The sequence below is a fragment of the Corynebacterium renale genome, assembly GCF_002563965.1.
Taxonomy (GTDB): Bacteria; Actinomycetota; Actinomycetes; order Mycobacteriales; family Mycobacteriaceae; genus Corynebacterium; species Corynebacterium renale.
Window position 1 is genome coordinate 1,368,648 of sequence record NZ_PDJF01000001.1, and the last position, 13,266, is coordinate 1,381,913.

Here is a 13,266-nt window from a genome sequence, read left to right on the forward strand (position 1 = left end):
GAAAAATTTCATCCAGCCTGCGCCTGTGTGGCTGCATCCTCTTTTGGCGTGCGCCCGGGCTCCAGCGGGCTGCACATACTTAAAAGGAGCACGCAGTGGCGGAAAAGCCCACTATCCAACCCATAGACCGCAGCGAATTAAAACCGAAGACCCGCGTTCATGCGCTTGCTAAGCAACTGGGCACCACCTCCCGAATTGTGGTGGAACAGCTCGCCGAGCTGGGGTTAAAGAAGGTCGCGCAGTCCACATTGTCGGTGGAGGAACAAGAACAGCTTCTCGACGCCCTATCCTCCGACAGCGAGAAGCCAAAGAAAAAACCAGCTAAGAAGCCGGCCAAGAAGACGACAAAGAAAACCGCCAAGAAGGTAACGAAGAAGGCGGAGGAGAAGCCAGCGGAAAAGGCAGACGAGCCGCAGCAGGAAGAAACGACTCCGCAGGATGTGGAGAAAATCCGCCGTCGCGTTGAGGCCAACGTGAAAAATGAAATCCACCAGATCGAAGAGAAGGTGGAGCGGGAACTGGCCGAGGAAGCCGAAAACCAGGGCAGCCAGGAAGTAACCCAAGCCGAGGAGATAGAGGCGCAGGCGGTAGATACTCCAGTATTCCAGGCGCCGCAGGCTACTGATTCCGAAGATGAGACGGTCTCGAGGCCACGTCGCCGGGGCCGCCGGGGAACGCGCCGTGGGCGCGGCAACCAGGACGTACCGCAGGACAACGCTGCGCAGCCTGCTCCAGAGCAGGCTGAGGAGCCGGAGGTCGTCGAGAAGCAGATTGATGAGCCGGTTGCTTTGAAGGGCTCGACCCGTTTGGAGGCGCGCCGGCGCCGCCGTAATGAGCGTCGCGAGGAAGTACGCAAGGAGCGTCGCATCGTGAGCCAAGCAGAGTTCTTGGCGCGCCGGGAGTCAGTCAAGCGCGTGATGGTTGTCCGCGAGCGTGAGCGCACCGACCATGTGGGCAACGTGACGCAGGTCGGAGTGCTCGAAGACGACATGCTCGTGGAGCACTTTGTCACCTCTGAGGCACAGGCCTCGATGATCGGAAACATCTACTTGGGCCGCGTCCAAAACGTGCTGCCCTCCATGGAAGCTGCGTTCATCGACATCGGACAGGGCCGTAACGGTGTTCTGTACGCCGGTGACGTAGATTGGCGCAAGCCGCAGTTCAAGGGCTCGGGACGGCGCATCGAGAAGTCGCTGAAGTCCGGTGACCAGGTCATCGTGCAGGTATCCAAAGATCCGATCGGGCATAAGGGTGCGCGTCTGACCACCCAGATTTCGTTAGCAGGGCGCTTCTTGGTCTACGTGCCCGGCGGCAAGACCGCGGGCATTTCCCGCAAGCTGCCCGCCCCGGAGCGCAAGCGCCTGAAGGATATCCTGAAGCAGGTCATGCCTGACGACGGCGGCTCCATCATCCGCACCGCCGCCGAGGGAGTCTCCGCGGAGGCAATCGGCGGCGATGTGGCTCGCTTGCATGCCGTGTGGGAGGACATCCAGGAGCGCGCCCGGAAGGCAAAGAACCCGAAGGGGCACGACACCGTGACCCTCTACGAAGAGCCAGACATGCTGGTCAAGGTTATTCGCGACGTGTTCAATGAGGACTTCTCGTCGCTAGTTGTCGACGGCGAGAAAGCCTGGAACACCGTGCGATCCTACGTCTCCTCCGTGGCACCAGACCTCTTGGACCGCGTGGAGAAGTACGACCGGTCCGCCCACGACGGCGAAGACGCTTTCGCTACGTACCGCATCGACGAGCAGATTCACAAGGCGCTCTCACGCATGGTGTGGCTGACCTCTGGCGGTTCCTTGGTCATCGACCGTACCGAGGCCATGACCGTGATCGACGTCAACACCGGCCGATTCACTGGCTCCGGAGGCAACTTGGAAGAGACCGTCACGCGCAACAACCTGGAGGCTGCCGAGGAGATCGTTCGCCAGCTACGTCTGCGCGATATTGGTGGCATGGTTGTCATCGACTTCATCGACATGGTGCTGCCCGAAAACCGGGACCTAGTGCTGCGCCGGCTCAAGGAGGCCCTGGGTCGGGACCGTACCCGCCACCAGGTTTCCGAAGTTACCTCTTTGGGCCTAGTGCAGCTCACGCGCAAGCGTCTGGGCACTGGCCTCCTGGAATCCTTCTCCACTACGTGCGAATGCTGCGATGGCCGTGGCGTCGTCATCCACGAGGATCCCGTGGAAAAGGAAGGCACGCAGGAATATGCGGACGCTGACGCCGAGAGCAAGAGCAAGCGTGAAAAGTCCGACAATCCACAGCGTAAGCGCTCCAGTAAGAAGGAACTGGAGGATCTGGCAGCTAGTGTCATTGTCACCGATGGTGAGGAAGAGTCAGAAAAGGAAGAGGAAGCCACTGACGAGCGCGACAACCGCGAATCCGGTGAAGACCGTGGCGGACGTTCGCGCAGGGGTCGCCGAGGGCAACGTCGCAGCAACCGCTCGCGCCGTGACACTCATGAAGACTCCAGTGATATTGCGGACATAGTGTCCAGCGCGCTGGAGAAGGCGGAGGAAGAGGACCCTGACGAGCCGTCGGGACGCGACTACCAGTCTGCGCTCGACGATTTTGAAGCTTCGCCACGCCGCCGCCGCAAGACGCGCGGAAACTCCAAGTCGGATCATCGTCCGCGCAAGGAGGACTTCGAAGAAAAGCCCACAGAGCGTGACGACGCCTCCCTGGACTCCGGCGAACCCGAGGACGAGGGCATAACGCGTGGACGCCGTCGTGGCCGTCGCCGTGTCGTGCGTCGTACAGCGAAGCGGGGCGAGCAGTCCCGTGGCCGCGGTGCTCGTCGTTCGCGCGGGAGCCGAAGCTCGCAGGGTTCGGCGCAGCAGGTACCTGAGTCTTCCACGCAGAAGGAGGAGGCTCCGCAGCGTCGTGGACGGCGTCGGCGTGTTGTTCGCCGCCGCAGTAACTAGCGCTGTAGGGAGTTTGTGTTTTGGCGGTGCCGTGGGGTAGTCTTGGACAGTCGCTGTTTTGGGGCTAGTTCGCGGCACCGTTCTTCACGGTTGTTGCGCCAGGTGGCACGCCATGTGCAAGCCAGCCTCGGGATAGCTCCACAAACACTGTGTAAGAACTTGTCCATATCAACCCTTTGTGGGGGTTGAGACCGAGATTTAGATAAGGGGTAGCCCTCCGATGTACGCGATCGTCAAGACCGGCGGAAGGCAGTACAAGGTTGCCGAAGGTGACCTCGTCAAGGTCGAGAAGATCGAGGGTGAGCCAGGCGACGCCGTGGCTCTCACCCCGGTTCTGCTCGCTGATGGTGCAACCGTCAAGGCTAAGGCTTCTGAGCTCGAAGGTGTTTCCGTGAACGCGGAAATCGTTGAGCAGACCAAGGCTCGCAAGATCAAGATCATGAAGTACAAGAACAAGACTGGTTACAAGCGCCGCCAGGGCCACCGTCAGCCAGTCACCGTACTGAAGATCACCGGTATTAAGTAATAGCCGCAAGGCTTCGATTCATATTTTCCTTGTAGGGAGGGAAACAAATGGCAACCAAGAAGGGTGCATCCAGCACTAGCAACGGTCGCGATTCGAACGCCAAGCGTCTAGGCGTCAAGCGTTTCGGTGGCCAGCTCGTTAACGCAGGTGAGATCCTGGTCCGCCAGCGCGGCACCAAGTTCCACCCAGGCGAGAACGTTGGCCGTGGTGGTGACGACACCTTGTTCGCTCTGAAGTCTGGCAACGTCCAGTTCGCAGTGAAGAAGAACCGTCGCGTGGTCAACATCGTTGAGGTTGAAGAGTCCACCGAGGCTGCAACCGCATAACACGGTTTTTACTAAGCCGCGTCCCCAAGTGGGGGCGCGGTTTTTTGTTGTCTAGCGAAGCTCTTGAATTCTAGGGGTCGTTGCAACAACGACGATTAATCCCGTCTAATGCTACCGGTTTGTGCCAGAGCCTCTGCCATAACTTCCGCCGGAGTCTTCCATTGCAATGCTTTACGTGGTGTGTGGTTGTGGATATTGGCAATCATTTCAAGATCATGTGCGCTGTAGACTGACAAATCACTACTTTTCGGAAGATTCCGCCGGAGTCGCCCGTTAGTATTCTCGTTACTTCCACGTTCCCATGGTGAACCAGGATGACAGAAATAAATGGGTATATCTGTAGCCATCGTAAAAGCCTTATGACCAGCCATCTCGCTTCCCTGATCCCAGGTAATCGATGACCACATCGCTTCGTCGATCGTGCCAACTGTTTTCTTTAACGCTGCAAGTACCTCATCACTGCTATGGCGCCCAGGCAGGTGACCTAACACGACGAACCTGCTGACACGTTCCACCAAAGTGATCACTGCTGATTTGTTATTTTTGCCTAAAATGAGGTCCCCTTCCCAGTGTCCAGGCAAAATACGCTCAGCGACTTCTTCAGGTCGTTCATCGATCATGATCATGTCATCAACGAATCGTTGCTGAGTAGGAGTGTCAACCCGGGGGAGTCGTTTCTTGCGTTTCTTCCTACCCCGAGGCAGTGTCAAACCTAGCTCACTGAGCTTACCTTTCGACTGCAGGTAGAAAGCATCGTAGATAGTTTCGTGGCTAATACGCATGTCCTTGTCATCGGGAAAATCAACAGGGAGTCGATGAGCAATCTGTTCAGGCGACCATTGTGCCCGCAACCCATTACACACGTACTCCCATAATCGTTTATCTGCTAATAACTTGGGTAGTTTAGGACGCAGCCGACGTGCGCACGCTTTCAACTGAGCAGTTTCTGCACGATACGGGCCTTCCGCACTGCGATTGCGTCTAATTTCTCGAGCAATTGATGAAGCACTTCGCCCAAGTCGGCGACTGATTTCACGAACCGAGGTATGCTCACGCAGCAAATCAGCAATAAGTACTCGTTCTTCGAAGCAGATATAGCGAGCGCTAATAGGTTTGTATGGATCAACCCCATGTGGCAATGCCGGTGGACGCAATCGTCCAGAGTCAACGAGATCATGGCGTTGGCGCAGCGTGATCATAAGTCTTTTATACGTGATGGCATCGATACCAACACCGACGAACTCTTTGCGTGAGCCGTTTGTTTTAAACAGACCGCGTTCGAAATCTTGCCTCATCGATCTCTCAATACCGAGTGCACGCCCAGCATCACCAGAAGGCACACTTGCTAAACGTAGCCGGAGGTATTCCACACGAAGTTGAGTCTGCCGAACCCTGCGCTGGTACCTGCTTAAGCGGATATGACAGCCGGCATCCATTGCAATCGCATACGCAGCAGTGTCATTGATTCCGCATTGAACTGCCGCGGCGTGGACTGATTGTCCATGTCGAACACGTGTCAGGAACTCTTTGATAACCGGGGTGTTGTGATTAAGTGGTCGTTGTCTCTTGCGTGGTTCGATGAGTTTGTGGGCGTGGCAAAAATTTAACGCATGTCCGTAGTTACAGCCGATTTCATAGGCGGAGGAACGCACGCTGCGACCGCGTGTCACTAACGCGATTAGTCGTACACGATCAGACTCGGATAACGAATGATAAGGCCCATAACTGGTAGTCATTGCCACACTCCTTAGGGAAAGTGTTGCAACGACCCTCTGAACTTAAGAAGCCCTGAAATTCACATCAAATAGATTGAATGGATAAACAAATAATTAGTTTGTGGAAACTCCTATGTATGGATAGATTGATATAAAGAAATATTGTTCTATCTGAGGAGTTTCTCATGGCTAAAACATGCGGCCGCACGAAGAAGATCGGTCGTAGAGTGCTCAGCGCTCTTGTCGCGACCAGTCTGGTTAGCGGGGCAGCCGTTGCGGTGGAGGAGTCAGCTGCGTCTGCATATGCGGTAGAGGCCGGTGCAGAAGCAGGTCATGCTGAACCAGTGCAGGCGCTTCCGCCAGAAAACGCAACTTTCCGCTTTGTAGATCCCACCACTGAAAAAGATAACGTTGGGCATCGGGGAACAGAGGTTGTTTTTGATCGAACGCAAGCTATTTTCTCCGGGTATGGAGAGCAAGAGGCTCCAGGATGGTTCGATAACAACGCTCAGCGTATTGGAACCGCACGGGTCTATTTCGAAGCTAAGAATGGGGCCGGCGAAATCACGACTTCGATCGACGCTAATAGCTGGCGCGCAGGGCAAATTCGCGATCGCTCGGTTCTTGACATGGACAACGTTAAAGCCCTCGCACTTATTCTGAGCCTGCAGGCAGAAACCGACGAATACCAGTCCGGATATCAGCTATTTCATCTGGATAAGCTCAAAGACGCAAAACTCCAGTTCACCGCAGGTGAGGAATTCTACCCGCGGGAGATAGTAGATGCAGCACACGCTTCCGGGATCGATCCCGATAACCTCTTATTTTTCACTGGCCTTGACCCTGAGAAAAACAATATCGCTGCTCTCGCTCACTGGACCCAAGGAATGCAGCTTAAAGAGCAGCACCCTAACTTTGATTGGTCGCAGCTCAAAGGCATCGGGTTCGCCAATGGCGTGCTTCCTAAAGGGAAGTCCTTCAACCTGCGTCTTCCACTGGATATCTCTGCCGTGAAACCTGGAATGGGAGTTGGAGTCGCGGAAGGTTCGTGGAATAACGCTGCCCTTGTTGCTGAGCGCGCAGACTGGAATACCTTTACCCGCTTCGGTGCACAACGGGTGAACTTGTATCCGGCTCGCGCCGAGAGAACCGAGGATGGCGTTGAAAAACTCGATACCGCACTTCCGTACCGGGTTCGCGTCGTGGAATATACGAAGGGTGATGACGGTTATACCAACACCCTTCTTGAGGCACCCGATGCACTCAAAGCTGCAGTACCTAAGGTACAGCCTGAGCACCTGCGGGTTAATAACTTAGGGCACGCAGAATTTGACCGTTACCAGGAAGCGACTTCAGGCACGTTCTATAACTCTGGCATTTATTACGTAGATACGTACCCGCTGCGCCTAGCGGTCAACCACCTTGGATACACCACTCGTTTTGATGGCTATGCGGCAGGTAAACTTGCCGACGCTTACTCCTTCACATCCGGCGGTATACAGTCGAACGCGTTCGATACCCCAAACAACGACGTTCCCATCCCGAGTGCCTCTATTCCTGAAGGGCAAACTGTCCCCGAGGAAGTAGCCCCGATTTGGGTGTCATTTGTTCAGATGCTCGGAGCGCAAGACTTCAGCATTCCTCAAGGGTATGCCGGCTACGATCAGTGGCAAGGCGTTTCTAAGGTAATGAAGCGTGGCGGACCAGAAGATAACTACGCTGCCGTGCCAACGACTCGTGAAGCAGCAGGGCTCACCGTGGATACGTCCAAGGTTGATATCAATACTCCTGGCCAGTATCCAGTTGTGTACGCCTACCCAGCTGAAGGTGTATATATAACTGTGACGGCGACTGTAGTGGGCACTCCCGAGCCAGATGTTCCACTGGACTACGGGACGAACATTATCGACGTGCAGCCAGGCACCGAGAAAACCGTTGAGCCGAACGCTGCACCCGCTTCAGAAGCGACGGTCACAAAAGAATCCGGACCGGACTGGGTGACAGTCGATCCCACCCACGGCACAGTGACAGCGAACCCGCCAGCAACAGAACCTGCCGGCCGCCACAATGTCGTTGTAGTAACTACGTCCCCGGACGGTGAACCACAACGGACTCGTCTGACCGTAATCGTCACCCCAGTGGAGGTGGAACAGCAAACTACGCCGCTAGATTACGGTACAAACATAGTTGAGGTCGCTCCTGCCGAGGTCAAGTCTTTGGCACCTGAGACACCACCGGTACAAGGTACGAAGGTCAAGGTGGATTCTGACCTCGACTGGGTCGTAGTCGATGAGGACACCGGAGAAATTACAATTACAACTCCTGGTGACCAGCCCAAGGGGCGTCATGAAGTAGTTGTGGTGGCACAATCGCCAGAGGGGCAGCCTCAGAAAACTCGATTGACCATCGTGGTCAACCCCGAAGAGAAGCTGAAGCAGAATACTCCGCTGGACTATGGAACCAACATTGTCGATATTGAGCCAGGTGCACAAAAGGTGCTTGAGCCGCTAACACCTCCAGTGGAGACGGCGACCGTGACTATGCAGTCCGGTCCAGACTGGGTGAAAGTTGATCCTGCCACGGGCGAAATCACCGCGACCCCGCCTGCTGGAACTGCCGCTGGGCGTTATCCAGTGGAGATTGTGGCGCAGTCCCCTGAAGGGCAACCGCATTTGAGCAGGGTTACCTTCGTTGTGCCGGAGCCGGAACCTGAAGCGCCTGTTCAAGACGTTCCTCTGGATTATGGGACGACTGAGGTTACCGTGATTGCAGGTGGGGCACGAATCCTCACGCCGCAACGTGGACTCGTCAGCGGCGCAAATGTGAGCAAAACGGAAGGTTCCGATTGGGTCGCCGTTGGTGCCGATGGCACGGTGACGATGAATCCGCCGGCAGACACAACTCCAGGTTCTTACAGCGTGGTCGTGACAGCACAATCACCAGAGGGGGAGCCACAGCAGACCACCATTACAGTGACCGTAACACCGTTGCCGGTTCCGCAGCCGGATGGATCGTCGATAAGCGACAAGTGCCTGGCAACTGGACTTGGCGTCGGCGTACCACTGCTTGCACTCATCCCGCTGGGCCTGGCATCTACTATCCACATTCCAGGTCTGGACGCGATTCAGGCGCAGATTTCGCAGCAGATTCAGAATGCCAACACTCAGCTGCAACAAGATCTTGGAATCTTTAGTCCACAGTTGGCGTCGTGGGTTGCGCAACTCAATGCGAGCCTAAATAGCCCGCAGGTGCAGCAGACACTCGGAGCGGCCGGCATGATTGCCTATGGTTTACTCGCAGGCGGACTACTGCTGGCAAACTGCCTCCCGGAAAGTGGGGAACAAAGCTCGATTTAATAAGAGTTGACAAGTCAACTACGGTGCTTTAAAAGTATTACCGTATAGAAATCGGGTTTTCCCGCCATATTGTAATTACCGCTGTGGTCTCTCAACAGCGGTAATTCTTTTTTGTTTTTAGGATTTTCCACTATGTCCGCAGCGCACTCACCGCAGCCCGACCACCAGTCGCCACAGGATCAGAAGATTTCCGGCCAGGCGATCCTGATCATCGGCATCCTGGTCTTTACTACGTTCATCATGATGCTCAACGAAACTGCCCTCGCGGTGGCTCTGCCGGACATCATGGCGGAATTCGGCATTGGCGCGGCGACGGCGCAGTGGGCGCTCACCGGCGTGATGCTGACCATGGCGATCATGATGCCTACCACCGGCTGGATCCTCGACCGCTTCACCACCCGGCAGGTGTACCTCACCGCCGCCGTGTTCTTCCTGGCAGGTTCGGCGGTGGCGGCGCTTTCGCCGTCGTTTACCATCATGCTGGTCGGGCGCGTTCTCCAGGCGGTGGGCACAGCAATCGTGATGCCTCTCCAAATGACGGTCGTGATGACAATCGTCCCGTCCGCGCGCCGCGGCACGGTGATGGGCGTAATCTCCATCGTGATGGCGGTCGGCCCAGCCTTGGGCCCGACGTTCGCCGGCGCAGTCATGTCCGTGTCCACATGGCACATGACGTTCTGGATTATGGCCGCTCTGGTTACCGTCGCAGGCCTGCTCGGGGCCTGGAAGCTCACCAATATTGGGCAGATGAAGAAGTCGCCTCTCGACGTCCTCTCGGTCATCTTGTCCGCTTTCGCATTCGGCGGGCTGGTCTACGGCCTGTCTTCCGTCGGAGCAATCATCGGTGGAACAGATGGCGCCGCGGTCGCTTGGATCGTTTTGGGCATTGGTGCCGTGGGCTTGGCTCTATTCGTGTGGCGCCAGTTGGCGCTGCGCTCCTCGGGGCGTGCGTTGTTGAACCTCAAGCCGTTGACGGTACGCAACTTCGTGGTGGCGGTTATCGTCATCTTGCTTTTCCAGGGCACGATGTTGGGTATCTCTAACACGTTGCCGTTGTACTTGCAGGGCGCGCTGCTGGCTTCGGTCCTGCTGGCGGGGCTAGCTAACCTTCCCGGAGGCCTCGTGGAGACAGTATTTTCCCCGGTGTCAGGCGCGCTGTTCGACCGTATCGGGCCCCGGCCGCTGGTCATCCCCGGCACGATCATCGGCGCTGGATCACTGTATTGGATGGCAACTGCCGACCACACCACGAGCGTCGCCACAATAATGGTCATGTACGCCGTCTTTTCCTTCGGGCTTGCTATGGTTCTTACACCGCTCATGACCACGGCACTGGGGTCACTTCCGGCTGATATTTACAGCCATGGCTCGGCGATCATGAACACGCTCATGCAGCTTGCCGGTGCGGCGGGTACCGCGGTGATGATTGCGGTGTTCGACGTCGTTAGCCATCGTGGCGGCAACACCCAAGAAGCGATTGGGCACGGTGGTGGTAGCGCTTTCCTCATCGGGGCTATCCTCTTGACCGTCGCCGCGGTTGCCACGTTCTTCCTCCACCGCCCGGAAACCGGCCAGCGGGTCAAGACCGTGCAGTCGGAAGAACCACGGTAGGCCAGGTGGTAGGTTCTCGGAACCTACCACCTCGTTGGTATCCTTGGCAGCACTGTATTTAGCACACTTAGGAGTGGTTCCTTATGGCACGTTTTATTGACCGCGTAGTGCTCCACTTGACCGCCGGTGACGGTGGACATGGGGCTGCGTCGGTGCACCGAGAGAAGTTTAAGCCGCTCGGTGGGCCCGACGGCGGCAATGGCGGTCACGGTGGTGACATTGTGCTCGAGGTGTCCACGAACGTGCACACGCTCTTAGACTTCCACTTCCGTCCGCACGTGAAAGCACAGCGCGGTGGTAACGGTGCGGGCTCGAATCGCAATGGTTACCGCGGTGAAGACTTGGTCTTGGAGATTCCTGTCGGCACCGTGGTCCGTGATGACAAGGGCGAGATGCTCGCGGACCTCACTGTTCCCGGTACCCGTTTCATTGCAGCAGAAGGCGGCTTCGGGGGCCTGGGCAATGCTGCTTTAGCAAATGCGCACCGCAAGGCGCCAGGCTTTGCTCTGAAAGGCGAGCCAGGGGAGCAGAAGGACCTCATCTTGGAGATGAAGTCCATGGCAGACGTGGGCCTTGTGGGCTTCCCGTCGGCGGGTAAGTCCTCGCTGATCTCTGTGTTGTCGGCAGCGAAACCGAAGATTGGCGATTACCCATTTACTACCCTGCAGCCGAACCTCGGTGTGGTATCGGTCGGCGATGACGTTTTCACCATGGCCGACGTACCAGGCCTGATTCCGGGTGCGTCGCAGGGCAAGGGCTTAGGCCTGGAATTCCTGCGCCATATTGAGCGCACTGCAGTGCTTGTGCATGTGGTGGATTGCGCGACGATGGAACCCGGCCGCGACCCGCTGTCTGATATTGAAGCACTCGAGGCCGAACTCGACGCCTACCAAGATCAGCTGCAGGAAGACACCGGTCTGGGCGATCTGCGCGAGCGTCCTCGCGTCATCGTGTTGAACAAGGCGGACGTCCTCGAAGCGGAGGAGCTCGCGGAGTTTGTGACCCCGGAGCTGAAGGAAAAGTACGGCTGGCCAATCTTCACGATCTCCGCCGTAGCGCGCAAGGGTTTGGATCCGCTGAAGTACGCGCTCATGGAGATTGTTCAGGAGCATCGCAAGAAAGCCCCCGCGGAGGAGGCACAGCCAGAGCCGCAGGTATTGCGTCCACGTGCTGTTGACGCGAAGAATGCGCCAGAGTTCACCGTGTTCCCGGATCCGGAGGGCAGTGGGGCCTACATTGTGGAAGGCCGCAAGGTAGAACGCTGGATTAACCAGACGGACTTCGAAAATGATGAGGCCGTCGGCTACCTGGCCGATCGCCTGGCCAAAGCCGGGGTGGAGAAAGCACTCTTCGACGCGGGTGCCCGCGAGGGCGACACCGTATTCATCGGTGGTATTGGCTTCGACTGGGAGCCACTGACTTCGCTTGGCGACGACGTCACCCTCACCGCACGCGGCACCGACCCACGCCTGGAGCGTTCGACGCGTGCTACGGCCGCGGAGCGCAAGCGCGCGTCGCAGGTGCGCCGTGGTCTCATTGACGAAGACCAGTACGAGGAGAATGAAGAAGCTAGCCGCATCCGCTGGGAGGGGTAACTCGTGGCTGATACTACGAATACGAAGTCGGGAATGCTCTCCGGTGGTTTGACGAGTGCCAACGGCCCCGCGTTTGGGCACGAGTCCCAGCTGCGCGAGCACCTGGCCAGCGCGAAGCGCATCGTGGTGAAGTTGGGTTCTTCATCAGTAACCAATCCGGATTCTTTTGCCGCAGACGCGGAGCGGATAAACCACATTGTGGATGCTCTGCAGTCCCGCATGGGGCGTGGTTCGGACGTGATCGTAGTGTCTTCGGGTGCGGTGGCCGCGGGCATGCAGCCCCTGGGCATGGATCGTCGTCCCCGCAGTTTGGCCTCGAAGCAGGCTGCTGCGGCGGTGGGCCAGCTCAATCTCGCGTATGAGTGGGGCCGTTCTTTTGCACGCTATGGCCGGGTGATGGGCCAGGTGCTGCTCACCGCTGGTGACATTGGCGACCGTGCACGTGCCCGCAACGCCCAGCGCACTATCGATCGCTTACGTCAGCTGGGTGCTGTCCCGGTGATTAATGAAAATGACACGGTCGCAACCTCGGAGTTGAACTTCGGCGATAACGACCGCCTTTCGGCACTGGTGGCCCACCTTGTTTCAGCCGATGCACTGGTATTGCTTTCCGACGTCGACGGCCTCTATGACCGCAACCCCGCAGACCCTGACGCGAAGTTTATTTCCGAGGTCCGCGACGCTGCCGACCTCGAGGGAGTTGTCGCCGGCGAAGGTGGCGCAGTGGGGACGGGTGGAATGGCGTCGAAAGTATCGGCGGCGCGTTTAGCTTCGCGCGGCGGTATTCCGGTGCTGTTGACGTCGGCAAGTTCTATTGGCCCAGCGTTGACGAACGCTGGCGTAGGTACCGTGTTCCACCCGGAGGAAAACCGGCTTTCGGCGTGGAAATTCTGGGCCCTCTACGCGGCGGACACCGGTGGGTGGCTGCGCATCGATGAGGGTGCGATGAAAGCTGTTACCAGAGGCGGAACTTCGCTGTTGGCGGTGGGCATCACGGAGCTAGGTGGCGATTTCCACGCCGGCCAGATTGTGGACATCTTGGGCCCAGCAGGCCAGATCGTCGGCCGCGGCGAAGTAGCATACGACTCCACCGTCTTAGAAACCATGCTCGGTAAGCACACCCATGAGTTGCCCGTTGATCAACAACGCCCGGTGGTGCACGCCGATTATTTGAGCAACTCGGCCACCCAAGCCTGAGCAAGGCCGG

8 protein-coding genes are annotated in these 13,266 nt (G+C 57.5%); 7 read left to right on the plus strand and 1 reads right to left on the minus strand.

The annotated features are described in order from the left end of the window. The first annotated feature begins 95 nt into the window (after positions 1–95). The 3 genes from ATK06_RS06455 (at position 96) to rpmA (ending at position 3,782) form a co-directional block, all read left to right on the plus strand. Positions 96–2,930 (plus strand): translation initiation factor IF-2 N-terminal domain-containing protein, encoded by a 2,835-nt coding sequence (locus tag ATK06_RS06455; protein ID WP_098389043.1) that lies wholly within the window; start codon positions 96–98, stop codon positions 2,928–2,930. Positions 2,931–3,150: 220 nt separating this feature from the next. Then, complete coding sequence (rplU, locus tag ATK06_RS06460; RefSeq protein ID WP_048379817.1) at positions 3,151–3,456, plus strand: 50S ribosomal protein L21; 306 nt, start codon at positions 3,151–3,153, stop codon at positions 3,454–3,456. A gap of 47 nt (positions 3,457–3,503) precedes the next feature. After that, positions 3,504–3,782, plus strand: a complete 279-nt coding sequence (gene rpmA, locus ATK06_RS06465; protein ID WP_048379815.1) for a 50S ribosomal protein L27 — start codon at positions 3,504–3,506, stop codon at positions 3,780–3,782. 95 nt (positions 3,783–3,877) lie between these two features. Here the strand turns inward: rpmA and ATK06_RS06470 are convergent, their stop codons facing one another. Further along, positions 3,878–5,518, minus strand: a complete 1,641-nt coding sequence (locus ATK06_RS06470) for an IS30 family transposase (protein WP_048379854.1) — start codon at positions 5,516–5,518, stop codon at positions 3,878–3,880. A 164-nt stretch (positions 5,519–5,682) separates the two neighbouring features. Between ATK06_RS06470 and ATK06_RS06475 the strand changes: the two genes are divergently transcribed. The 4 genes from ATK06_RS06475 to proB all read left to right on the plus strand — a co-directional run bounded on the left by ATK06_RS06475 (position 5,683) and on the right by proB (position 13,256). After that, on the plus strand, positions 5,683–8,853 hold the full coding sequence (locus tag ATK06_RS06475) for a Rib/alpha-like domain-containing protein (RefSeq protein ID WP_098389044.1): 3,171 nt from the start codon (positions 5,683–5,685) through the stop codon (positions 8,851–8,853). 132 nt (positions 8,854–8,985) lie between these two features. Next, positions 8,986–10,464, plus strand: coding sequence for an MDR family MFS transporter (locus tag ATK06_RS06480; protein WP_098389045.1), 1,479 nt, complete (start codon positions 8,986–8,988; stop codon positions 10,462–10,464). A gap of 83 nt (positions 10,465–10,547) precedes the next feature. Then, positions 10,548–12,059 (plus strand): GTPase ObgE, encoded by a 1,512-nt coding sequence (gene obgE / locus ATK06_RS06485; RefSeq protein ID WP_048379587.1) that lies wholly within the window; start codon positions 10,548–10,550, stop codon positions 12,057–12,059. Positions 12,060–12,092: 33 nt separating this feature from the next. Then, positions 12,093–13,256: a glutamate 5-kinase gene (gene proB, locus ATK06_RS06490; protein WP_048379585.1), complete on the plus strand. Its 1,164-nt coding sequence runs from the start codon at positions 12,093–12,095 to the stop codon at positions 13,254–13,256. Positions 13,257–13,266: the final 10 nt, after the last annotated feature.